The 25,784-nt window shown below is 29.6% G+C and carries 20 protein-coding genes; 12 read left to right on the plus strand and 8 right to left on the minus strand.

Features of this window, described 5'->3' with window-relative positions; translation table 11 throughout:
* The first annotated feature begins 1 nt into the window (after position 1).
* The 4 genes from BUA86_RS15970 to lon all read left to right on the plus strand — a co-directional run bounded on the left by BUA86_RS15970 (position 2) and on the right by lon (position 6,658).
* On the plus strand, positions 2-1,132 hold the full coding sequence (locus BUA86_RS15970) for a serine hydrolase domain-containing protein (protein ID WP_083580328.1): 1,131 nt from the start codon (positions 2-4) through the stop codon (positions 1,130-1,132).
* A 25-nt stretch (positions 1,133-1,157) separates the two neighbouring features.
* On the plus strand, positions 1,158-2,297 hold the full coding sequence (gene bshA, locus BUA86_RS08400; RefSeq protein WP_072931684.1) for an N-acetyl-alpha-D-glucosaminyl L-malate synthase BshA: 1,140 nt from the start codon (positions 1,158-1,160) through the stop codon (positions 2,295-2,297).
* Between the two features lie 248 nt (positions 2,298-2,545).
* Positions 2,546-3,880, plus strand: coding sequence for a hypothetical protein (locus tag BUA86_RS08405; RefSeq protein ID WP_143147278.1), 1,335 nt, complete (start codon positions 2,546-2,548; stop codon positions 3,878-3,880).
* A 339-nt stretch (positions 3,881-4,219) separates the two neighbouring features.
* Complete coding sequence (gene lon, locus BUA86_RS08410) at positions 4,220-6,658, plus strand: endopeptidase La (protein WP_072931689.1); 2,439 nt, start codon at positions 4,220-4,222, stop codon at positions 6,656-6,658.
* 77 nt (positions 6,659-6,735) lie between these two features.
* Here the strand turns inward: lon and BUA86_RS08415 are convergent, their stop codons facing one another.
* The 5 genes from BUA86_RS08415 to BUA86_RS08435 all read right to left on the minus strand — a co-directional run bounded on the left by BUA86_RS08415 (position 6,736) and on the right by BUA86_RS08435 (position 12,035).
* Entirely contained in the window at positions 6,736-6,936 is a 201-nt protein-coding gene (locus tag BUA86_RS08415; protein ID WP_072931690.1) for a hypothetical protein, read from the minus strand.
* A gap of 116 nt (positions 6,937-7,052) precedes the next feature.
* Positions 7,053-7,517 carry a hypothetical protein gene (locus tag BUA86_RS08420; protein ID WP_072931692.1) on the minus strand — a complete coding sequence of 155 codons (465 nt, stop codon included), beginning with the start codon at positions 7,515-7,517 and terminating at the stop codon, positions 7,053-7,055.
* Position 7,518: 1 nt separating this feature from the next.
* Positions 7,519-8,031, minus strand: a complete 513-nt coding sequence (locus BUA86_RS08425) for a hypothetical protein (RefSeq protein WP_072931694.1) — start codon at positions 8,029-8,031, stop codon at positions 7,519-7,521.
* Between the two features lie 64 nt (positions 8,032-8,095).
* Positions 8,096-8,617 carry a hypothetical protein gene (locus tag BUA86_RS08430; RefSeq protein WP_072931696.1) on the minus strand — a complete coding sequence of 174 codons (522 nt, stop codon included), beginning with the start codon at positions 8,615-8,617 and terminating at the stop codon, positions 8,096-8,098.
* A complete protein-coding gene (locus BUA86_RS08435; RefSeq protein ID WP_072931698.1) occupies positions 8,595-12,035 on the minus strand; it encodes a DUF6443 domain-containing protein in 3,441 nt (1,146 codons plus the stop codon). Before BUA86_RS08435 ends, BUA86_RS08430 begins: the two co-directional genes overlap by 23 nt.
* Positions 12,036-12,577: 542 nt before the next feature.
* On the opposite strand from BUA86_RS08435, the gene BUA86_RS08440 reads away from it, so the two are divergent.
* The 3 genes from BUA86_RS08440 to BUA86_RS08450 all read left to right on the plus strand — a co-directional run bounded on the left by BUA86_RS08440 (position 12,578) and on the right by BUA86_RS08450 (position 15,897).
* Positions 12,578-13,996 (plus strand): sugar MFS transporter, encoded by a 1,419-nt coding sequence (locus BUA86_RS08440; protein WP_072931700.1) that lies wholly within the window; start codon positions 12,578-12,580, stop codon positions 13,994-13,996.
* 113 nt (positions 13,997-14,109) lie between these two features.
* Positions 14,110-15,264: an esterase gene (locus BUA86_RS08445; RefSeq protein ID WP_072931702.1), complete on the plus strand. Its 1,155-nt coding sequence runs from the start codon at positions 14,110-14,112 to the stop codon at positions 15,262-15,264.
* 213 nt (positions 15,265-15,477) lie between these two features.
* On the plus strand, positions 15,478-15,897 hold the full coding sequence (locus tag BUA86_RS08450) for a hypothetical protein (RefSeq protein ID WP_072931704.1): 420 nt from the start codon (positions 15,478-15,480) through the stop codon (positions 15,895-15,897).
* 267 nt (positions 15,898-16,164) lie between these two features.
* On the opposite strand, the gene BUA86_RS08455 is transcribed toward BUA86_RS08450, so the two are convergent.
* The 3 genes from BUA86_RS08455 to rlmD form a co-directional block, all read right to left on the minus strand.
* Entirely contained in the window at positions 16,165-16,869 is a 705-nt protein-coding gene (locus tag BUA86_RS08455) for a DUF6048 family protein (protein ID WP_143147279.1), read from the minus strand.
* Complete coding sequence (locus BUA86_RS08460; protein ID WP_072931708.1) at positions 16,823-17,419, minus strand: DUF6452 family protein; 597 nt, start codon at positions 17,417-17,419, stop codon at positions 16,823-16,825. The genes BUA86_RS08455 and BUA86_RS08460 overlap by 47 nt, the downstream gene beginning before the upstream one ends.
* A gap of 106 nt (positions 17,420-17,525) precedes the next feature.
* The gene (gene rlmD / locus BUA86_RS08465; protein WP_072931710.1) at positions 17,526-18,944 is read right to left on the minus strand and encodes a 23S rRNA (uracil(1939)-C(5))-methyltransferase RlmD; all 1,419 of its coding nucleotides are present in this window, start codon (positions 18,942-18,944) and stop codon (positions 17,526-17,528) included.
* Positions 18,945-19,379: 435 nt separating this feature from the next.
* Here rlmD and cysD point away from each other — a divergent pair, with 435 nt between their 5' ends.
* From cysD to BUA86_RS08490, 5 genes are all read left to right on the plus strand, one after another.
* Positions 19,380-20,288 (plus strand): sulfate adenylyltransferase subunit CysD, encoded by a 909-nt coding sequence (cysD, locus tag BUA86_RS08470; RefSeq protein ID WP_072931712.1) that lies wholly within the window; start codon positions 19,380-19,382, stop codon positions 20,286-20,288.
* Positions 20,289-20,370: 82 nt separating this feature from the next.
* Entirely contained in the window at positions 20,371-21,603 is a 1,233-nt protein-coding gene (locus BUA86_RS08475) for a sulfate adenylyltransferase subunit 1 (RefSeq protein ID WP_072931714.1), read from the plus strand.
* Positions 21,604-21,642: 39 nt separating this feature from the next.
* Positions 21,643-22,458, plus strand: coding sequence for a uroporphyrinogen-III C-methyltransferase (gene cobA, locus BUA86_RS08480; protein ID WP_072931716.1), 816 nt, complete (start codon positions 21,643-21,645; stop codon positions 22,456-22,458).
* Entirely contained in the window at positions 22,448-24,106 is a 1,659-nt protein-coding gene (locus BUA86_RS08485; protein WP_072931718.1) for a diflavin oxidoreductase, read from the plus strand. The genes cobA and BUA86_RS08485 overlap by 11 nt, the downstream gene beginning before the upstream one ends.
* A 12-nt stretch (positions 24,107-24,118) precedes the next feature.
* Complete coding sequence (locus BUA86_RS08490) at positions 24,119-25,771, plus strand: NADPH-dependent assimilatory sulfite reductase hemoprotein subunit (RefSeq protein WP_072931720.1); 1,653 nt, start codon at positions 24,119-24,121, stop codon at positions 25,769-25,771.
* Positions 25,772-25,784 lie beyond the last annotated feature (13 nt).

Raw genomic sequence — 25,784 nt, forward strand, 5'->3', positions numbered from 1 at the left:
AATAGATAGATTAGCAGAAGATGCAATTAGAAATCACTATACACCAGGGATACAAATTTTGGTGGCGAAAGATGGAAAAATTGTAGTTGATAAAAGTTTCGGAACACAAGATAAAAATTCTTCGGAAAAAGTGAAGTGGACAGATTTATATGATGTTGCTTCTCTAACAAAGGTAACAGCAACGTTACCTTTGTTGATGTTAGAAGTTGATGAAGGTAAATTACAATTAGATCAAACTCTTGGAGAAATAGATAATGAAGCTAGAAACTCAAACAAATCTTCATTAAAAATTAGAGAAGTTTTAGCACATCAATCAGGTTTAAAACCATGGATTGGTTTTTACAATGAAACAGTAAACGTAAAAAATGCACGTTTATATTTGGATTATTATTCTCGTAAACAAGACGATGAACACCAAATAAAAGTAACGGATAATATTTATATTATTAATTCTATAAAAGATACTATTTACGAAGATATTTACAAGTCTCCACTTGGTAAAAAAACATACGAATACTCGGATTTAGGATACTATATTTTCAAGAAGAAGTTAGAAAAAGATTTCGGAACCAGTTTAAATGAGTTAGTTCAAGAAAAATTCTATCAAGATTTAGGAATGTATCGTACTACATTTAATCCGAAAGAAAAATTTCAGTTAAAAGATATTATTCCAACAGAATACGATAAAACATACAGAAACCAATTAGTTCATGGTTTTGTACATGATCAGGGTGCTGCAATGATGGGCGGAGTTGCTGGACACGCAGGTTTATTTTCTAACTCGATAGATTTAGCGAAATTGATGCAAATGTATCTTAATGGAGGAGAATATGGCGATGAGGTTTTTCTACAACCCGAAACAATAAAAGAATTTACTAAACAACAATATAAAGGTAACCATAGAGGAGCTGGTTTTGATAAGCTGGCAAGTGGAAGTGCAAAAGGGCCCTCAGCAGAAAGTTTTGGGCATACAGGTTTTACTGGAACAATGATTTGGGCTGATCCGAAATACAATATTGTTTATATTTTTCTTTCGAATAGAGTGAATGAAACTGTTGAGCCAAATTATCTTTCCATTAAAAAAGTAAGAGAAAACATCAGACAAGTAATTTATGATGCAATTTTACCTTAAATTTGTCTAAATAAAAAAATCGCAAATGAAAATAGGAATTGTATGCTATCCTACTTACGGAGGTAGTGGAATAGTAGCAACAGAGCTAGGAATGGATTTAGCGGAAAAGGGACACGAAGTACACTTTTTTAGTACAAATGTTCCTGCAAGATTAAATATCAAATTACCAAATATATACTTTCATCGTATTCATGTTGAAACATATCCATTGTTTCAATATCAACCATACGATTTAGCATTAAGCACTATTTTATATGATAAAGTATTGCACTATGAGTTAGATTTGGTACATGTACATTACGCTATTCCACATGCTTATGCAGCATATTTTACAAAACAAATGTTGCAAAGAAAAGGATATTATTTACCAATTGTAACTACTTTACATGGTACAGATATTACACTTGTAGGTAAACACCCAGTTTATAGAACAGCAGTAGAGTTTTCTATTAATGAATCAGATGTTGTAACATCAGTTTCAGAAAGTTTAAAACAAGATACATTAGCTGCTTTTGATATTACGAATGATATACAAGTTGTTCCTAACTTTATAGACAACGAACAATATTTACCAGAAAAATGTGTATGTTGTAGAAACAATTTTGCTTTACCGAATGAGAAAGTAATTTTACATACATCTAACTTAAGAAAAGTAAAACGTATACAAGATGTAATTGGTGCATTTAATTTGATTCAACAAAAAATTCCTGCAAAATTAATTATTGCTGGAGAAGGACCAGAATGGGAATTAGCAGATCAAATGATACAAGATTATGGAATTCAAGATAAAGTAAAAAGTCTTGGAATGGTAAGTGATTTAGCAGATGTATTAAAAGCATCAGATTTATTTCTTTTACCATCGGAACAAGAAAGTTTTGGTTTAGCAGCCTTAGAAGCAATGGCAGCTAATGTTCCAGTTATCTCTTCTAATGCAGGAGGAATTCCAGAAGTAAATATAGATGGTGTAACAGGTTTTGTTTGTCCAGTAGGTGATATAGAAATGATGGCAGAAAAAGCAATTTATATTCTAGAAAATGACCAACGCTTACACGAATTTAGTTTACAAGCAAAAGAACAAGCTATACGCTTTGATAAAAAGAATATTCTTCCTCTTTATGAGGATTTGTATAGAAAAGCTATCGCAAGAGAAAAAATCGGGTTATAACCCGATTTTTTTATTGAATCCTAATATAAATTTTATTCCATAATTTATATTCTTTTTTATGTATCGATTGTAAATGATTATATGATTGTTTTGTAATATTATATTTAATTAATAGTTATTTAATTTTTTATTTATAACATTTATTGTATTGATTTTCAATTAATTAAACTTAGTTTTTATTGTTTATTTTTCATTACTTTGTTAACCTAAATAACCTAAATAACCTAAATAACCTAAATAACCAAAATATGAAAAAAAACTACCTTAATCTTTTCATGTCAATATTTTTATTACTGACATTTATTTCATCCAATTGTCAAGTTGGAATAGGAACAACAACTCCCAGAGGAATTTTAGATCTTAATTCACCCATAGAAAGTAATTTAGGGTTGGTATTACCAGCAAATCTTTCACCAACTAATATAGTGAATCCTCAAGGAGATACTGTTGCCGAAGGGACTATGATTTATGATAGTACAGATAAATGTGTAAAATATTTTAATGGGACTTCTTGGTCTGAATGTTTAGAAGAAAATAGTACTGGATCTGGATCTGCTTTAGATGATTCATCTGTTGTAGTAGAATGTTCTGGAGGCTTTTCTGGTAATTTTATAAAAGAAACGGCTTTATCAGAAGCTACTTACCAAGTTACAATAACTAATAATTCTTTTTATACAGCAAAATTAAATTTTCAACCAAACGATTTGGAAGTGAGTGGAGTGAGTGGAATAGAAGTATCTAGTGTTTCACCAACAACAATTAATTTAGAACCAGAAGCATCGCAAATTATTACTTATAGTTTATCTGGAACTCCACAAGAACATGGAGATTTAACTGCTACATGGAACAACAGAATCTTAAGTTGTACAAGTACAGTAAATATTGGAGAAGTTGTTAATGAGTCTGTTAAAAAACTCGTTAGAGTAGCCTATTATGCTCGATTTTCAATAGGAAGTATTCAATTTCCAGCATTTAACTCTCAACTTAATAATCCAGTTAATTATGGACGAACAGGAACTCATAAAGGAGATTTTGACGGTTTTTCTTTTACCGATATTACATCTACTTTATCAAATTTAACTGTTGATCAATTAATTAATTCTTATGACATTATATCAATAGGCTATAGCCATTTAAGTATAAATGATGCCGCTAAGGTTAAGCAATATGTAGACGCAGGAGGTATTGCCATTATAAAATTAGATAATAATATGGGAACAAGTTTATTAAATGCGTTTGGAGGTACAGGAAGTGTGACATCTGGAAGAGCAACACCTGCTACATTAACTAATTCTCATGAAATAAATAATGGGATATTTGGTAATGCAACAAATGTTCAGCTTTTCGGATTTGCGAGTAGTGGTCGAGTTTTAACTAGTCAGTTGGCTGATGATTCAGAAGTTTTAGGGACACAAGGTAATGTAGCGCAAGTGTTTTTAACGGGTCAAGATAATAGAGCAATATTCTTTTGGGATGAAGGCGTTTTTAGAAATTCTAGAGTTTCTGGTAATATAATAAATACTCCACAAGAAATAGCTTTACATAATTATATATCTTACATGTTAAGAAAGAAAGTGTTATAATATAAGAATTAAGAAGAGTAACTTAAGTTTTAATGTTTGCAATACTTATTTGAAAATGATATAAAAATAAATTAATCTTTATTAAGTAATTGCCTTGCTAGATTTACATTTAGTGAGGCAATTATTATTTTTAATAAATCATGATATATGTTTATAGTATTAAAAATTAACTCATAATTTAAAACTGACAATTTTTTTATTGGCATAAGCTTTGACTTACTTATTACCGCTTTTTATTGAAAGTAAAAAGCAAAGTAAAGAAAGTGATTAAATGCTTTTTTGAAATGAATTAGTCAGTTAATATTTCACACACTGACATTTTGAACGTTTAGTAAAATTATGAATATAGACAATTTGTCATTAGCACAAGTAATGGAAGAAGAAATCGAATTAATTCCTTTAATGAGTAAAGACGAAGAAAATAAGTTGAATAAACAAGATATTTCTTCGGAATTGCCTATTTTATCGTTAAGAAATACTGTCTTATTTCCTGGAGTTGTCGCACCAATTACAGCAGGAAGAGATAAATCTATAAAGCTTTTAACACAAGCATATAAAGAAAATCGTATAATTGGAGTTCTTTCTCAGAAAGAAATTGCAGTAGAAGATCCAACACCAGAAGATTTGTATAAAGTTGGTACAGTTGCCAAAATTATGCGAATGATAAAATTACCTGATGGTAACATCACTGTAATTTTACAAGGAATGAAACGCTTTGAAGTGATTAAATACCTTACTGAGGATCCTTATTATAAGGCTGAGGTTAAAATTTTAAACGAAAAAGTTCCTACTTCTCGTAATAAAGAATACCCAATTATTATAGAGTCTGTTCGCGATTTAGCTTTTCAGATTGTAGAAGAAAATCCAATGTTACCATCAGAGGCAGCTGGTGCAATAAAAAGTATTGAAAGTAATACGTTTTTAATAAACTTTGTAGCTTCTAACTTAACGTTAAGTTTAGATGAAAAACAATTATTGTTAGAAATTTCTGACATAAAACTACGTGCCATAGAGGTAATGCGTTTTATGAATGTTGAGCTTCAGAAACTAGAATTGAAAAATACAATTCAGAATAAAGTTCGTAAAGAATTAGATCAACAACAGAAAGAATATTTCTTAAATCAGCAAATAAAATCTATTCAAGAAGAGTTAGGAGGAAATTCTACAGAGGAAGAAATTAATGAAATGCGTAAAAGAGCGCTTTCTAAAAATTGGAGCGAAGAAGTAGCCAATCATTTCGATAAAGAAATTGGTCGTCTTTCTCGTCTTAATCCTCAAATGCCAGAACATAACATTCAACGTAATTACCTTGAGTTTATGTTAGAGTTACCTTGGAACGATTTAACAAAAGACAACTTTGATATAAAAAATGCAAAGAAAATCTTAGATAATGATCACTACGGATTAGATGATGTAAAAGAACGTATTTTAGAGCATTTAGCCGTTCTGAAATTGAAAGGTGATATGCGTTCGCCAATCTTATGTTTATATGGACCTCCAGGTGTTGGTAAAACATCTTTAGGGAAATCGATATCAGAAGCTATTGGGCGTAAATATGTTCGTGTATCATTAGGTGGTTTACATGACGAATCTGAAATTAGAGGTCACCGTAAAACATATATAGGAGCAATGCCTGGACGTGTTTTACAATCTATTAAAAAATCAGAATCATCAAATCCTGTTTTTGTATTAGATGAGATAGATAAAATGTCAGCAAGTGCACATGGAGATCCATCTTCTGCAATGTTAGAAGTTTTAGATCCAGAGCAAAACTCATCTTTCTATGATAACTTCTTAGAAATTGGTTACGATTTATCTAAAGTATTTTTTATTGCTACAGCAAATAATATAGGTGATATTCCAAGTCCATTACGTGATCGTATGGAAATGATTAATATTGCAGGTTATACAATTGAAGAGAAAACCGAAATAACAAAAAGACATTTATTACCAAAACAATTGGTAGAACATGGTCTAAAAGAGAAAGATGTTATATTAGGTAAAAAAGAAATAGAGTATTTAATAACAGGTTACACACGCGAATCTGGAGTTAGAAACTTAAATCAGAAAGTAGCTAAATTAGTTCGTTCTGCTGCTAAACATGTAGCATTAGAAGAAGAATTTAATGCAAAATATACGATAGAGGATATTTCTAAAATTTTAGGACCATCTATTACACCAGATCAATATGAGAATAACGAAGTTCCTGGTGTTGTTGTTGGTTTAGCTTGGACAAGTGTCGGCGGTGATATTTTATTTATAGAATCTATTTTATCTAAATCGAAAAATGGAGGACTTTCTATTACAGGAAATTTAGGAAATGTAATGAAAGAATCTGCTACAATTGCTTTAGAATATATAAAATCGCATGCAGACGAATTAGGAATAAAATCTGAAGTTTTCGAAAACTATAAAGTGCATGTTCACGTACCAGAAGGTGCAACACCAAAAGATGGACCATCTGCTGGTATAACAATGCTTACGTCTTTAGTTTCGTCGTTTACACAACGTAAAGTAAAAGCGAAGTTGGCTATGACGGGAGAAATAACACTTCGTGGTAAGGTTCTTCCTGTTGGAGGAATAAAAGAGAAAATTTTGGCTGCTAAACGCGCAAATATTAAAGAAATTATTTTGTGTGCTGATAACAGAAAAGATATAGAAGAAATTAAGGCTGAATATGTAAAAGGGATGACTTTTCATTATGTAAAAGAAATGAAAGAGGTTCTGGATATTGCTTTAACGAATCAGAAAGTGAAAGGAGCAAAGGTTTTAGATTAAACGAATTCTTTTATTTATAATATCAAAATCCGCAAGATTAAATTAGTCTTGCGGATTTTTTATGTTTAAGAGATTAATTAGATTAACCATTTTAGCAAAGGAATAAGAAGTAATAAAACTAAAATGCCGATATAGAAAGCTCTAATTCTATTATAATCATCTTGTTTATAAGATGCGTTTATTATATCATTAAAACTCTTTTTCTTTCCTAATAATTTATAGGTAATAAAAAGGATTAAAGCTCCTATATAAACTGCTATTTTTTGTTTGAAAATCATGTGTTTATAAAACATTTTTTAACTCAAAAGTATAATGCTTACGCTAGCTGGAGTTTGCCTTTTGTGTTATTGTGAAATATACATTATATAATAACAACACTTCTGGAACACTAGCCTTATCTACAAGTTATATTAGGAAAAAATGGATAATAAACAACCCCCCATAAGTTATGCAAAGAGTTTCCTACTATTAAATAATCATAATTATTATTAAGCTTTAACTTTAACTTCTCTTGTTTCTTCTCAGATATCACGTATAAAAATTTAGCATTCTTTTTAATTATATACATTTTATAGCCTAAGCACTCCAATGGATTTGATTCTTCTTTGAATTTTAAAGTATCCTTTTTATTTACAATAATCTCAGAACCTTTAAAAGCTTGTCCACTAAAAAAAACTAAAATTTCATCTTCTTTTTTATTGTATTCTTTAGGTGTATTTTCATAATACCATTTTTCTATTTTTTTATCTTCATCTGTTTGATTAGAAATGTTTACAAATGAAATATCAGTATTTTTATTAACAGTACATCCATAAACAAATGCGAAGAAAACCAAATATATATTAAAAATATTCTTCATTTTATTGTTTTTTTTGTTCTTCTAAACTATTTAATCTTGATTGACTTGCATTGATAGTATTTATCATGGTATCTGTCTGTCCTTGTTTTACCTCTGTTCCTCCTGAACTACGCATATTTGGAATGTCATTTTCGTTAGAATTCATCATATTGTTAATATTATCAGGAGTATTTGTTACTTTAGAGTTTTCATCAAAAATATGAGGAACTCCAGCTGCATGTGCAAATTCATGTGCTGTATTTGAAGCATTTCCATTTGAAGAAACTGTTTGGTCAATAGGATTTCCTAATGTTGCTTTTCCAGCAGTTACTGTAATTTGCCCATCAACAATGCTAGCTCCAGAAAAATCCTTAGACATATTTAATCCGAATGATGCATTTTTATCCTCTATAACTGATACTGAAAATCCTTCATTTTGTGATAAAATATTACTAACTTCTTGTAAATGATTTTTTACATAATTATTATCAAATTTATCACCTGTTTGAACGAACACCGCTCCCTTCTTCAGCATTATTAACAATATGTTTATTATCAGATTCTACAAGTGTATTTAGCTGGCTTTTGTTGTTTTAAAATTATTTTTTATATAAAATAGTTAATCCTAAATAATCATTATTGTTGATTTGATAGCCCATTTTTGAATATAAATATAGAACGGTTTCAACTTCAGATATTGTAGTTATTTCATTCTTTAAAATTCTTGTACTATCAGACTCAGGATAACTTGTGTAATCTATAAATACTTTATTCCCTTTGTTGTGAAGATTTAGAATTTTTTTATTAATGTATATAGAATCTAATCCTTTATACTGTATTTTGTTGTTAAATAAATCTGATAAGTATTTTTCTGTAGTTAAGTTAGTGTCTTTTTTTGAATAAAAATCATTGTAAATTTCTTTATAGGATATTTTTTTAAAATATTCATTATTTTGACACAAAATATAAAAGTCTGAAAAATTATATTTAGAGGTATAATTATGATTTTTAATATCTTTTGCTAAATCTTCTAAATAAAAAAAATCATCGTTTTTTTTATTGCATGAATACATAAATAGTAAAAATAAAAATAAATAATTATAATATTTTTTTGCCTCCATAAGTAGTTCTTTTATATTGAGATTTTCTAACTCTATTTTCATTTGAAACAGCTCTTTTCTCTGTAGGACTTAGGTGTTTGTTTCCTTTTAAACTATTACCACTTTTTCTCATGTTGTTTTCCCATTGTACTTCATCCTTCATATTACCTGTATCAAAATCATATTGATGACTCATTTCATGAACAACAATAGTTAAATTTGAATCAGGAACTCCTTCGATATCTTTAAATCTCTTTTTTTCTGAATCAGAGAAATTAAAACCTGTCAATGTACCAACACCTTCTCCATTGCTAACTTTCTTTTCTATTTCGCTATTATTTGTGCCAATTTCACTGTCTGAACGAACACCGCTCCCTCCTTCAGCATTATTAACAATATGTTTATTATCAGATTCTACAAGTGTATTTAGCTGGTTTTTTAGTACAGAGTCACTTGAATTTTCAATAGTTCTCAAAGTTGTCAAATATTTATACATTGTACCATTATTACCAATTTTCTCTTTTCCTGGATTATATCTTCTTCCATCTGGATGATAGAAATTACCATTTCTATATGTAAAATCATAATTTTTGTTGTCTTTAGTGATTACTCTAAAAATAATGTCTTCTGGAGAATTCCCATCAGGATCTATAAAACGAATAGGATTATTAAATGCATAATTGTAAGGTGAATGACGACGCATTTGTTCAGCCAACGGATCAATATTAAACCAGCGCCCAATAGCAGGATCGTAATTACGAGCACCGTAATCATATAGGTTAATATCTAAGTCTGTTTGTAACTCTTTCCCGTTGTATTTGTACTGGTAATTACTATTTCCAATTGTTGTAGGAGTGTATCCGCTGTGTTTTAATCCAAATGGATAATAGTTATTTTCTTCTAAAACCTCCACTAGAGATGAGCAAGGATTATTAAAATTTGATAATCTCATTTCAGCAGGATTTTCACACTCTTTTACATTTTCTGCAGAGTTTTTAGTATAGCTTAAACGAACATTACCTAAATGATCGGTATAATTGTAAACATAATTAAATGTTGTATTTCCTTCAACGTTTACATAACCTTCTGTTGTTGGGAAAAATTGTAGTTCGATCGGTTCATTATTTCCATTTTTTTTGTATTGGAAACCTCCAGAATAATCTGTTGTGGTAATTTGTGTACCATCAGTTACAACTTTTCTTAACTTTACACCACTTGCATCATAACTATAGTTAATTTTTTTAGATGCATTCCAAAGAACTTCTGTAAGTAAATTTAAATCATTATAACTAATTTTCGTAATTTCTTTGTTTAAATCTTTTATTAGATTTCCATTAAGGTCATAATCGTAATCATTTCCTATTTTATTCTTATCATCAAAACCTGCTGGTTCATTATATGAATCAGTAACACTTAATAGTTTATTTGAATTAGTTTGATAATCGTAAGTTAAATCATCAATTGGATTATTCGCTTTATCTTCTCTTGCTCCAAATCTCAAAATTCCTTTTATGTTTCCATTTTTATCATATCCATTTATCTTTTCAGAATATGCATTTACAACTCCAACACTTTCATTGTAAGACATCGCATGAAGCAATCTATTTAAACCATCGTATGAATACGTGTATGACCTTATGTAATTATCATTTATAGATTTCCATTTTGTAGCAGATATATTTCCATTATAAATAGGACTAAAAGAAGTGTTGTATTCAATTTTAAAAGCAAATAAATCCTTAAATGTACCTGTTTCTTCAATATTAAGATTATTAATGTCTGTCATCCAACCACGAATGTTGTATTTGTAATCAACATTTTGTAATGGAGTAGAAGCATTGTCGTTTCCAACTTTTTTAGAAATTAATTGATTAATCTCGTTGTACGAGTTTTGAGCAATGTATTCAACAGAACCACCATTTATTTGGTGTGTTTGTGATTTTAATAACTCATTATCATAATAATCAAAAACTTCATTAATCGTTATTTCAGGAGTATTAATATCATATAACTTATGTCTGGTAATTGTATTTAAAACTTTTCCTCTAAAATCTAAAGAAGATGAAGTTGTTTGAAAACCATCTAAGTAATTTTCTAAATGAGTTGTTACAGGACGTACATATTTTGTATCGTAAAAAGTATATGACTTGTTCCATTTTGTTGTACCTAAAACATTGGTAAATGTCGCTACTGCTAATCCTTTTGTTTTTGTATCTTTTTCACCTATAAGCTCTTGACCTGCTATTAAAGAACCCGAAACCATCTCTAAACTTTCGTAATTATCGTAATAATTAACTGTTTGTACAGTTAAACTACCATTAGGAAATTGAGAATTGGTATAATAAATATTTAACTCATTATTTTTGTAAGCGGTTATTGTTCTTTCCTCGTTATTAGGTGTTCTTTTGTTGTTTAATGCAGATTGCATAGCACTTCTAGTAGCGGTGTTTTTAAAAAAACCAGAATAAACAACACGCCCCAATTTATCATACTTAAAGAATGTCCAACCTTTGTTAATTGCTGTACGTTGATTGGCATCTTGTTGTAGAGTTAAACGATCTTGCGTATCATAAACCATAAACTCTCTTCCTTTTCCTGGAAGTTGCTTTTCAACTAATCTATTTTTATCATCGTATTGGTATTGGTAACCTAATTCAGCTAAGTTATCTATGTAATTTCCAACCTCTATTAATTTTGGAGGAAGTACATACGTTAAATTTCCATAAACATCATACACATAATACGTATCGTGTCTACCAGATGAATTACTTGTTATAGCAGGAATGTCAATTCGTTTTAAAACTACCTTTCCTTCTTGGTCTTTAAATTCTTGTATAGGTTGACTATTTTCATCTGTGGTAACCGTTTTATAAAGCGTATTAGGTAGATAACTTCCATTTGGAATTAAACTTGGCACAAGAGCTGATGAAAGTGAAACATCAAAACGAAGAACCTCTTCTGTGATATTTGACTCATAAGAAAATCCTATTTCATGATTTGAACCTTTTTTCCATGATTCACCAGGTGCAGCTTGTGAAAGTACACGATTAAGAGGAGAATTCTCGAATGTTTTTTGAGAATAAGGGGTTGTATCTCCCGTTAAAGTAGTGTAAAAAGAGGTTCCATTGGTTTGCGAAATAATTTGGTTAGAACCATCTGTAGCAGGAAAAGGTAAAAACTCCTTTTCTTGACGTCCAAATCCGTCGTACTCATAAGGAGTTATAATTGTTTTTCCAGTAGGAGAAGCAGCAACTTGTAAAGCTTGTTTTTCTCTACCTAGACCATCAAAATAAACAACAGTTTCTTTTTTCTTAGAGCAATCCTCTTTTAAACATTCAATTGTACGAATAAAGTTTTCTGTTGTTGTTTGAGCAGATATAGTACTTGTAGAGCCTAAAGCTAAACAAGTACTATAAATAATTTTATAAAGGTGTTTCATTCAAGGTTAATAGTTGTAGTTAATTTTTAAAAAACTTCAAAAATTCATGTTTTATTTTCTCCACTTTTTTATGACTATTTATAAATAATAGTTTCTTTTTTATAGAATAGTTTTTATAAGTATAGTTTATTCCCACACCGCTTCTTGTGTAGAAATAAAGACTATTAAAAAGAGAGAATAAACAGAAAGTAAAGTTTTTTCATATTTGGTGTATTTATTTAAAATTTAAACAAATCTAAATAAAATGTTAAAAACAATAATGTTAATTGTAGAAAAAAAATAAGATTTAATATTTATTTAAATAATGGTTATAAGTAAATATTGAAAACGAACGCTATTTACGTTGGGTAGTATATTTTTAATATTGTTTCAATCAGCTTACGAATTTAATTATAGTAACTATTACACTAGTTTTATTTAATGTATTATTAGTTCGAATTCTAAAGTTTTTTCGATTAAAAACAGAATTACATTGTATATTAGACAACTTAAATATTACAAGAGGGATTATTAAATCCCTTTTCTTATGAAAATTGATGATTATGACGAATGAAGAGCAATCAAAAAGGAATTATACTATTCCATTGATTACCATTACACTTTTGTTTTTTATGTGGGGTTTCATTACATGTATGAATGATATTCTTATCCCTTATTTGAAAGAACTTTTTAATTTGACTTTTTTCGAGTCAATGTTAGTCCAGTTTTGTTTTTTTGGAGCATACTTTATTGGATCTGTAATTTACTTTATAATTTCAACAACAAATGGAGATCCTATTGATAAAGTAGGATATAAAAAAGGAATTCTTTTTGGTGTTTTCTTAGCTGCATTTGGTTGTGTATTATTCTATCCGGCTGCAAGTTTTTCTTCTTACGGTTTATTTTTAGGAGCATTATTCATTTTAGGTTTAGGATTTACAGTATTACAGATTACAGCAAATGCTTATGTATCTTTATTAGGATCAGAAGAATCTGCATCGAGTCGTTTAAATATGACGCAGGCTTTTAATGCATTTGGAACAACAATAGCTCCAGTTTTAGGAGGTCATTTAATTTTCGAATTATTTTCTGAACCAGATGGTTCTTTTAGTGCAGCAGCGACAAAAATTCCTTATTTAATTTTTGCAGGAATTCTTGTATTAGTTGCTTTAATCATATCTCGTGTTAAATTACCAGATTTTAAAGTAGAAGGAGAAGAAGCTGTAAAAGGTTTTGGAGCATTACAACATAATCACCTAATATTTGGTGTGTTTGCGATGTTTTGTTATGTAGGAGGAGAGGTTGCTGTAGGAAGTTTTATTATTAGCTTTTTAGAACAACCACAAATTATGAATCTTTCTGAGGTAGTAAGTAAAAACTACTTAGCATTATATTGGGGTGGAGCGATGATAGGACGTTTCTTAGGTGCTATTTCATTAAATCAATCAATTAGTCAATCTAAAAAAGCATTGTACATGGCAGGAGCTGCAATTGCAGTATTCTTAGTAATTTTTAGTATTGTTAATTTAACATTTGCACAGATTAGTTTCTTCTTGGTATTTATTGCATTAAACTTTATTGCTTTCTTTATAGGAAAATCTGCACCAGCAAGAACATTATCAATATTTGCGGCAATAAATGTTGTTTTATTAATTTCTGCAATGCTTAATCATGGAGAATTAGCAATGTACAGTATTTTAGGAATTGGAATTTTTAATTCAATTATGTTTTCAAACATTTTTACATTAGCAATCTCTGGTTTAGGAAAATTTACAAGTCAAGGTTCTTCTTTAGTTGTTATGGCTATTTTAGGAGGAGCAATTGTACCAATTTTTCAAGGATACTTAGCAGACCGTTTTGGAGTTCAGCATTCATTTATTATTCCAGTATTCTGTTATATTATTATCTTAATTTTTGGTTTTTACTGTTCAAAATATCTTAGTCATGTAAAACAAGATGCAGAAGTGAAATCTGGACATTAATAAAATTATTAGAACATTATTTTCGTTTAAAAACGAACAATATATTAAATGCGGAGATTAATAATCTTCGCATTTTTTTATACTACCTTTATAAGTGTAAAAACTAAAATTAAATGAAAAAATTAAAATATTCACTTTATACTATCTTAATAAGCTCAATGCTTGTTAATGCTCAAGAAAGTCTTGATTTTGGTAAAAAGAAAGAAGTAATTTCTCCTGAAGTTAAAGGGAAAGATGTCATCTTTCGTTTACTTGCGCCAGAAGCTAAAACGGTTAAATTACAAGGTAATTGGGATGGTGAAGCAATAGAATTAAACAAAGATAAAAACGGCGTTTGGACATTTATAAAGAATGATTTTTCTCCAGATTTATATACGTATTCTTTTATTGTAGATGGCGTTAAAGCAAATGATCCTAATAATTCTTATTTAGTTCGTGACGTTTCTTCTCTTATGAGTTTGGTTTTTATAGATGGAGAAGAATCTGCAAATTACAAAGTGCAGAATGTACCACATGGAACAGTTTCTAAAAGATGGTACACATCAAAAGGATTAAATGAAAATAGAAGATTAACGGTTTATACACCTCCAGGATACGAAAACTCAAAAGAAAAATTACCAGTATTATATTTATTACATGGAATGGGAGGCGATGAAGAGGCTTGGATGACTTTGGGTAGAGCTTCTCAAATTTTAGATAATCTAATAGCAGAAGGTAAGGCTAAGCCGATGATTGTTGTAATGCCAAATGGACATACAAGTAACAGTGCAGCACCAGGAGAATCGAGTAAAGGATTTTATAAAATAGATTTTATGACACCAGATGTTTTTTCTGGGGATATGGAAAAGAATTTTAAAGAGATTATAAATTTCACTGAGTCGAATTACCGTGTAAAGGCAGATGCAAAAAATCGTGCGATAGCTGGTTTATCTATGGGAGGTTTTCATTCATTGTATATTTCTGCTAATCAACCAAAAACATTTGATTATGTAGGTTTGTTTTCACCAGCTATTTTACCGCCTGATGAAAGTAAAAGTGAGATTTACCAAAAAATCAATGATAAATTAAAAACTCAGCAGAATAATTCGTTTAAATTATATTGGATAGGAATAGGGAAAACGGATTTTTTATATAAAAACGTAAAAGACTATCGTTTAAAATTAGATGAAATGAAATTTAATTATAAGTATGTAGAAACAGAAGGTGGACATACATGGAGTAATTGGAGAATGTATCTTAATGATTTTGTTCCTCAGTTATTTAAATAACAATTGTTTTCGTTTTAAAACGAGTAAATATTAAATGTGCAAAGACAAGTAGTTTTTGCACTTTTTTATTTATTGATAAAACAATGTTAATCGGATATTTATTTGATTGTTAATATATTGATTAACCTTAAAGTTAAGATTAGTTAATGTTGTTTTTATATTGTTGTATTTTTAAAAGAGTAATTTTATTAGACAATTAAAAACTATTGTATCATGAAAAAAACTTTGATGACATTATTAATGTTAAGTTCATTTAGCATTATTGGATTTGCTAACAATTTAAATCCTGAAACTAAAAAAGTAAACAATGAAAACGCTGAAGTTAAAGCTGAATCTTACACTATTAGATTAGGTTTATTAGGTTTAGACGGATCAAAAAGATTATCTGGTTGGGAAGATCTTGGAGGTTTTTATGCTACTAATTTAGAAACTGGAGAAGTTTTTTATAATGAACAAGGGACATTTTTACCAGGGATTATTTTAGATTTACCTGCAGGAACTTATGAGTTTTCAGCTCTTCAAGGGCAAGGAGGATGGGTAGGTTATGGTTCTGTAACTGTTAATTTATCTGAAGATTTAATCGATCAAGAAGGTTACATCACTGTTTATGTACCAATCGCTTGGGCAGAATAATTAGTAATTAATAGTATTATTCGGAAAACTCTCATAAGACATAACTTATGAGAGTTTTTTTATTTTTAGTAAGTAGTATAAACGAAATTAGAATCTCGAAATAGGAGATTAGTTTTTAAGATATAAGATTATTTGCAATAAGGGATACAATGCTAATTCTTTCAAACGATAAAAGAGAAACTAGAGATTAGATTACTTTAGTTTTTAATCTCACTACTAAAATCTAGTAGCTCACATCTATCAAACAACCAATTTCTAAATTCTAGTCTATTTAATCTTGTAAGATATTCCCCAAAAAACAGGTAAATTAAATGGACCTTTTGTTTTACCATATCCTGGAATAACTAAAGGATCAATATTGTCATCTTTTTTACCACCTATATATACAGAAGGATGTAAAGATAATTCTCCATAAAAATTCTTAAAAATTTCTACTCTTCCTCCAACAACAGCTTCAACCCAAAAAGAACTTACATCAACTTTTGGTCGAGAATCATATCCAACAACTATGTTAGATTGCAAATCTCTGATAGGGTAGCTATTTATAGTTTGAGAATATTTAGCATAAGCAACTCGTCCACCAATGTATATTCCGTTCGATTGATTTTCTACATCTTGAGTTATAAACCAGTTTCCTCCAATTTTTCCGAAAATTCCATCTACATCTACATTCCAATTAATTTCATTGAAATTGTTTTTTTCATACCCAACTTCAGCAACCAAATGCCATTTGTTGTTTAATTGGTAAGATAAAAATGCGGTTGCACCTTTTTTATCTGTAAAGGCAGAAACAATAGGATTAAACAAATCTACACCAATAAAAATATCATGGTATTTTTTTGCAGGAATAGAATCTGTAACCGAAACCTTTGTAGAATCTGAAACTTGTTTAGAATCTAATTTATTTTCTTGTCCAAAAGCAAAATTAATTGCGCTCGTTAGCAAAAAGCTTAATAATAGTTGTCGAACCATTTGTTATTTCAGTGTTTACTGTTTCTATACTTCTTATCCAATTTCCTTGACCATTTGCGCCTGTTCTTAAAGTCACATTAACGTCTTTAAATGTTAACCCAAAACCACAGGCTTTAGATGTGTATCCATTACCTAAATCACCATATTCTAAAACTAATTTGTCACGTTGAGCTAAAATAGTTCGACTACCAGGAACACCATCAATAGTATCTCTTACAACTCTATCAGGCCCTTGTGCAATTGTATAAAATACTTTTTTCTGTAAGTTTTGACGAACAGAAATTCCAAAAGTAGATGCATTGTTTACAACACCATTTTCTATTTGAACAGTATCACTTTCTCTATTTGGTGTTATAGTATCAAGCACATAAGCCCAATAATAGATTGTGTCTTCTAACGCAACATCTGTTCCGTTGTAATACATATTAGCAACCATTCTAGGTACTTCACCATCATCAGTACAAATATCATCATCTTCGCAACTATAAAGCACAAAAGAGAATAACATTGCAACAATTGCAAATGATAAAATAGATTGAATTTTTTTCATTTTCTTCGGATTGAATTCTAAGGCATAATGCCTATTTACTATTTTGTATTAGCTTGTTTTTTAATCTTTTGTAGATTAAAATTCTGGCATTACTTTTTCTAAGTAATTAAATACGCTCTAAAAGTACAATATTTTCTACATGATGTGTTTGTGGAAACATATCAACTGGTTGAACTTTAACAATTTTATAGTTTTCTTTCATTAAATCTAAATCACGAGCTTGTGTTGCAGAGTTACAAGAAACATAAACAATACGTTTCGGATTCATGAATAATATATTTTCAACTACTTTTTTATGCATTCCATCACGTGGAGGATCAGTAATCAAAACATCTGGAATTCCATGTTCGTTAATGAAATCTTGATTTAATACATCTTTCATATCACCACAATAGAAATCACAATTGTCTATATTATTAAATTTAGCTGCTGCTTTTGCTGCATCAATAGCTTCTTGTACAGATTCTACACCAACTACTTTTTTTGCTTTTTTAGAAACAAACTGTGCAATAGTTCCCGTTCCAGTATATAAATCATAAACTAACTCATTTCCTGTTAAACCAGCGAAATCACGCGTTAATTTATATAATTCGTATGCTTGTTCTGGGTTTGTTTGATAAAATGATTTTGGACCAATTTTGAAGTTTAAATCCTCCATTTGTTCCATTATATGATCTTCTCCAGCAAAAACTTGTATATCTAAATCATAAACAGAATCGTTTTGTTTTGGATTGATAGCATACAATAAAGAAGTAATTTCTGGGAATTTATCTTTTAAATTTTGTAAGAATGCTTTGCGGTTTTCTTCTTCCTCACGGAAAAATTGTACCAATACCATTATTTGTCCGTTTTGTGAAGTACGGATCATTAATGTTCTTAATAAACCTTCTTGATTTTTTAAATCAAAAAAATCTAAATTATGTTCTAAAGCATAGCGTTTTGCTTCGTTACGAATAGCATTAGAAGGATCTCTTTGTAAATGACATTTCGTAACATCTAAAACTTTAGACCAAGCTCCAGGAATATGAAAACCAACAACATCACGATCATCAAATTCTTTTCCAGAATTAATTTCGTCTAATGTTAACCAACGTGCATTAGAAAAAGTGAATTCTAATTTATTGCGATAAAAATATTGTTCTTTAGAACCTAAGATAGGAATAATTTCTTCAGCTAAATCTCTAAAACCACCAATACGAACTAAATTATTAACTACTTCTTCGTGTTTAAATTTTAATTGCGCATCATAGCTCATATCTTGCCATTTACAACCTCCACAAACACCAAAGTGCTCACATTCAGCTTCTACACGATAAGGAGATTTTTGATGAATTTCTATGGCTTGACCTTCAAGATAACTACTTTTTTTCTTCAAAACATGTACATCCACAACATCTCCGGGAATAGCACCTTTTATTAGTACAGTTTTACCTTCTTCTGTTTTTCCTACTGATACACCTTTTGCACCAGCACGTAAAACCTCAATATTATTTAATATGATTTTCTGCTTCGCTTTTCTTGACATTTTGCAAAGGTAAGGAAGTCCATTCAATTTTCAATTTTTTATGATTCTCTTCTTTATAAGAGTTTATCTAAAACATGAAATTTATACAGTCTCTAAACTTCGCTTTAATTTTAATTTATATATTTACAGCATAAAGTCTATAGTTTTTATAGGATATAATCAACTTGCTATTTAAGTAAATAGAATATAATTCTGAATTAACTATATTATATAGATTTATTTTAATAAATTGATATTTTATTTTGTAATAAAAAGAAAATAATTCTATATTTGAATCAAATAAAACGAATGAAAATTAACGTATTAGATATAACAATGTGTATGTGCAATTCTTTAAACAAAGAGGTGGATATTGTGTTATACTAATAAAAACATATTAATGTAGACTCCTCAATTTTTTGGGGAGTTTTTTTATTGTCAAAAAAATTATAAAGAATGCCAAATCAAAGAAAAAATTATTTAAATGAATTAGAAGATGAAGCAATTTATATCTTAAGAGAAACAGCAGCTCAGTTTCAACGACCTGCATTGTTATTCTCTGGTGGTAAAGATTCTATTGTACTAGTTCATTTAGCCTTAAAAGCATTTCGTCCAGGTAAATTTCCATTTCCATTAGTTCATATAGATACGGGACATAATTTTCCTGAGGCTATAAAATTTAGAGATTACTTAGCAGATAAAATAGGAGAGAAGTTAATTGTTGCTTCTGTAGAAGATGCAATTAAAAAATATAACTTAAAGGAAACTGCTGGTCGTTTTCCTTCTCGAAATTCATTACAAACTTATGCTTTGTTAGATGCTATAGAAGAAAATGAATTTGATGCATGTATTGGTGGAGCAAGGAGAGATGAAGAAAAAGCGAGAGCGAAAGAACGTATTTTTTCTGTAAGAGATGACTTTGGACAATGGGATCCAAAATTACAACGTCCCGAATTATGGAATATTTTAAATGGAAAAATAGAAAAAGGACACAATGTTCGTGTTTTTCCAATTAGTAACTGGACAGAGTTAGATGTTTGGAATTACATTAAACATAATAATATAGAATTGCCGAACTTATATTTTGCTCACGATAGAGAATGTATTGTTTACAATGATAAATTAATAGCGACATCAGATTTTATTCAACCGAATGAAGAAGACAAAGTTGTTGTAGAAAAAGTGCGTTACAGAACAGTAGGAGACATGACTTGTACAGCTGCAGTTCCTTCTAATTCTTCTACAATAGATGATATTATAGATGATATTATCAACACTAGAATTAGTGAAAGAGGAGAAACAAGATTAGATGATCAGTTGTCGGAATCTGCAATGGAAGATCGTAAAAAACAAGGGTATTTTTAAAAGCTAAATTTTAGCAAAACTCTTAAAAGAAAATTTTTTAAAACAAAACTCTATAATTTCTATAGAAATTAAGTAAATATATATGAACACATTAAAATTTATAACTGCAGGTAACGTTGATGATGGTAAGAGTACATTAATTGGTCGTTTATTATATGATTCTAATAGTATACACACCGATCAATTGGGTGTGTTAGAAAAACGAAAATCAAATGATAGTGATGAGATTGATTTATCATTAATAACAGATGGTTTACGCGCAGAAAGAGAACAAGGTATTACGATAGATGTTGCCTACAAGTATTTTTCTACATCTAAAAGAAAATTTATTATTGCAGATGCTCCAGGGCACGAGCAGTATACACGAAATATGATTACTGGAGCTTCTAATTCCGAATTGATTATTATTTTAATTGATGCGCGTAAAGGAATTACCTCTCAAACCAAAAGACATGCAAGTATTGGTTCTTTAATGGGAATTAAAAAAGCCATTGTTGCTGTAAATAAAATAGATTTAGTTGATTATTCAGAAGATGTGTTTCATGCAATAAAAACAGATTTTGAGGCACTTAAAGATCAATTAAATTATGATGAAATAGTTTTTGTTCCAGTTAGTGCACTTGTAGGAGATAATATTGTCGATAAATCACCTAGAACACCTTGGTATAAAGGAGAAAACTTATTACATCTTCTAGAAACAATTTCTATTGATACAAATAAAGATTTACCAGCTCGTTTTCAAGTTCAATGGGTAATTCGTCCTAAAGATGAACAACACCATGATTATAGAGGGTATGCTGGGCAAGTTTTAAGTGGGACTTATAAAGTAGGCGATTCAATAAAAGTTTTTCCATCAAATATCGAATCAAAAATTATAAAAATAGAACGCCATTTAGAAGAGGTGGATCATGCTGTAGAAGGTGAAAATATTGTTATTCATTTAGAAAATAATATTGATATAAGTAGAGGTGATACAATAGTGAAAATTTCTGAAGAGCCAGTTGCTACAAATGAACCAAAAGCATGGATTTGTTGGTTAGATAATCAATCGTTACAACCAGGAAAAACATACGAATTACAACATCGTTTTCATTCGGTTCGTACCAAAGTAAGAGAAATAGATCAACAATGGGATATTAATAATTGGAATTTTATTCCAACGGATGAGGTGAAGTTGAATGACATTGCACAAGTCACATTAAAAACCAACCAACCATTGTTTTACGATTTATTTGAAAAAAATAATAAAACAGGAAATGCAATTTTAATTGACGAAACAACAAAAAATACAGTTGCCGCTGTAATGTTTATATAATTAATGCCAATTAAACCTAACTACTAAATATCTAAAAAAATGTCAAGAATAATAGGAAAAGTAATACTTGCCGGAGCAGGTCCTGGAGATCCTGAATTGGTAACTTTAAAAACATTAAATTATCTAAAAAAAGCAGATGTAATTCTTACAGATCGCTTGGTATCACCTGTTTTAATAGATGAATATGCATCTAAAAAAGCACTTGTTATTTATGTTGGTAAACAATGTTCTAAAGGAATACATACACCTCAAGAAAAAATAAATGAATTGATGGTGGAGTTTGCTTCGGAAGGAAAATTAGTTCTTCGCCTTAAAGGTGGAGATGCTTCGCTTTTCTCTAATATTTTAGATGAATTACAGATATTAAAAGAACATCGTATTATGTACGAAATTATTCCAGGTATTTCTGCAGCTTTTGGCGCTGCAGCTTATTCTGGAATACCATTAACTGCAAGAAATTATTCGAGAGGTTTACGCTTACTTACATTGTATGATTTAAAGAATATTGAATCAAAACAATGGATAGATTGGGCTTCAACATTAGATACTTTAGTTTTTTACATGAGTGGTCAACGTTTAAAAACTTTGGTTAATCAATTAATTTCAAATGGAATTAATACAGATAAAAGTATAGCAGTTATACAACAAGCAACTACACCTAATCAACAAACAAAGATTATTGAATTAAAAAATATTGACAGTGTAGATTTTCCTTCTTTTGATTATGTTCCAACATTAATAATTGTTGGCTATGTAGCCAATTTACACGAAACATTTTCTTGGATAAAGGAGCAAGATTCTTCTACATCATATTTTGATAATCATAATATAAATACAGAGTCGTATGCTAGCTAATGATAAATTAAACTTAGTTCAGGATCTTGTAAAAGAGTTTTCTAGAGACGAAATAATTTGGACAAATGGTTATTTGACGGGATTATTAAATAGAACGCAAGAAGAACAACCAAAAGAAATACCTACTATAAGCAATATAAAACCAACTATTATTTATGGAACAGAAACAGGTAATGCGAAGAAATTAGCCAACCAATTAAATGGTATTTTTAAGAAAAATAAAATACAATCTAAGGCGATTGATGCTTTTCAATATCCATTAGATAAAATTGAAAAAGAAGAATTTTTAATTCTAATTTTTAGCACACAAGGCGATGGAGATTTACCTGAAAATGCACAAAAATTTTACGAAAACCTTTCTAATTTAGATATAAAACTTACAAAAACCCAGTTTGCTGTTTTTGGACTTGGCGATACATCTTATCCATTTTTTTGTAAATCTGGAGAAGATATAGATCAATTATTTGAAAAATTAGGAGCAAGTCGTGTTTTAAATCTAGTAAAGTCTGATGTAGATTTTCAAGAAACAGCAGAAGATTGGTTTAATAATGTACTTAAAATTATTCAATCAAATTCTTCTGTAACTCAAACAGAATTACCAAAAACGACGGGGAAAACTGCACAGAAGAAATCATTTCAGGGAAGAGTAAAACACAAAGTTATTTTAAATGATAGAGGTTCTAATAAAGAAACTTATCATGTAGAGATAGAAGTAGATGAAAAAGTAGATTATGAACCAGGAGATGCTTTAGGAATTTATCCGAAGAATAATTTAGAAGAGGTTTCAACTATTGCTCAATTTTTAAATGCTGAATCTCGTTCAGTAGAGCTCGAAAATAAAAATATTAGCGTTTTATCTAAGAAAATTTTAGACCAATTGTCTACTTATTTAAATGTTGAGATTGCTGAAACAAAAATAGATTTAATCGATTTATTTGTGAAATATTATTCTGAAGAGTCTTCTTTAACATTCGATATTTTATTAGATATTCTTCATCCGAATCCACCTCGTTTATATTCAATTTCATCTTCTAATGAAGCACACGATAACGAAATTCATCTTACAGTAAATCTTCATACTTTTTTTGTAGATGATAAACATAAAAAAGGATTGTGTTCTTCTTACATAGCAGATTTTGAAGAAAACAAAGAAATTGATTTTTACATTCATAAAAATAAAAACTTCAAATTACCAGCAGAAGATCAATCAGTTATTATGATAGGTCCAGGAACTGGAATTGCACCATTTCGTAGTTTCTTGTCTCATAGAGATGCAAGTGGTGGAGATGGAAAAAACTGGTTGTTTTTTGGTGAACAACACTTTGTTTCAGATTTCTATTACCAAACAGAAATTCAGGAATGGCTTTCAACTGGTGTTTTAACAAAATTAGACACTGCTTTTTCGAGAGATCAAAAACAAAAGATTTATGTTCAAGATAGAATACAAGAACAAGGAAAAGAACTTTTTAAATGGCTAAACGATGGTGCTTATTTATACATCTGTGGACAAAGAAATAACATGAGTTTAGATGTAGAAAAAGCGTTGATTAAGATTATTTCAAAAGAATTAGAAATAGATCAAATCGCAGCAGAAAATTATTTAGAAGAGTTAGAGCAATCTGGTCGCTATCAAAAAGATGTCTATTAAAAAGTAAGTAAAATGAGCAAAGAGAAACAATCACCTATTGAAGGTATAAAAATAAAAAGTCACGGTTTACGTGGAACATTAAAAGAAAGTATAGAATTAGATAATCATACAGGAAATGTAAGATCAGACGATGAAGCATTGGTGAAATTTCATGGAATGTATGTGCAAGATGATCGTGATAGAAGAGAAGAAAGAGCCAACAAAAAATTGGATAGATTATATTCTTTCATGATTCGTTTACGTATTCCTGGAGGAATTATTGATGCTGACAAATGGCTTAAAATTCATGAAGTTTCGGAAGAATACGGAACTGGGGTTTTAAAAATTACCACTCGTCAAACGATTCAGTTACACGGAGTACTTAAACATGAGTTGAGACCAACATTAAAAGCATTCGATCAAGCAAAATTAGATTCTATAGCCGCTTGTGGAGACGTTAATAGAAACGTAATTGTAAGTTCGCATCCGTTAGTTTCACCTATTCATGCAGAAATACATGCTTATGCTGATAAATTATCAAAACATCTACTTCCAAAAACAAAAGCATATTATGAAATTTTTGTAGATGGAGATAAAATTTACGAAAGAGAAACAGAAAAAGACGATTTGTACGAGGATCGTTATTTACCTAGAAAATTTAAAATAGCTGTAGCAATTCCGCCAACGAATGATGTAGATGTATTTGCAAACGATTTGGGTTTAATTGCTATTGTAGAAAATGAAGAATTAAAAGGTTTTAATATTGCTGTAGGTGGAGGCTTATCGTCAACTTTTGGTAATCCTAATACATATTCTAGATTAGCAACAGAGATTGGTTTTGTAGATTCAGAAGAAAAAGTACTTAAAGTTGCTTACGAAGTATTAACTATTCAGCGTGATTTTGGTAATAGAGGAGATAGAAAATTAGCTCGTTTAAAATACACAGTCGATAAATTATCTGTTGATGGATTTAAAGAAGAATTAGAAAAACGAATTGGTTTTAAACTTGAACAACCTAAACCATATACGTTTACAGAGCGTTCAGATATTTTCGAATGGCAAGAGGTTTCTAAAGATGTCTGGTATTATACTTTATTTGTAGAAAATGGAGTGGTGAAACCAAATCAGAAAGAATTTTTATACGAATTAGCAAAATTGAAGTTGAGCAATTTTATTTTCACTGCAAATCAAAATCTATTGCTAGGTGAAATAGCTACGGATGACAAGGTGAAAGTAGAAGAATTAATGGAAAAATTCTCTATTCATAAAGATTTAAGCGAGCTCAGAAAAAACTCTATGGCGTGTGTGGCTCTTCCTACTTGTCCTTTGGCATTAGCAGAAGCGCAACGATACTTACCAGAATTAGTTACAAAAATAGAGCCTTTGCTTTTAAAACATCAGTTAATTGAAGAGGATATTGTAATTAGAATGACTGGTTGTCCGAATGGTTGTGGAAGATCTTATGTTGCCGAAATAGGATTTGTGGGTACTTCTTCTGGTCATTATAACTTAATGCTTGGAGGAGATCGATACGGAACAAGACTGAATAAAATATACAAGGAAAAGGTAAATGAAATAGAAATTTTAAATGAATTAGATAAGATTTTTGAAGTCTATACGAAAGAGAGAAACTTAAACGAAACATTTGGTGATTTCACGAACAGAAAACTATTCTCATATAACTAATAAAATAAAAAAT

The sequence above is a fragment of the Chishuiella changwenlii genome (assembly GCF_900142565.1).
GTDB lineage: Bacteria > Bacteroidota > Bacteroidia > Flavobacteriales > Weeksellaceae > Empedobacter > Empedobacter changwenlii.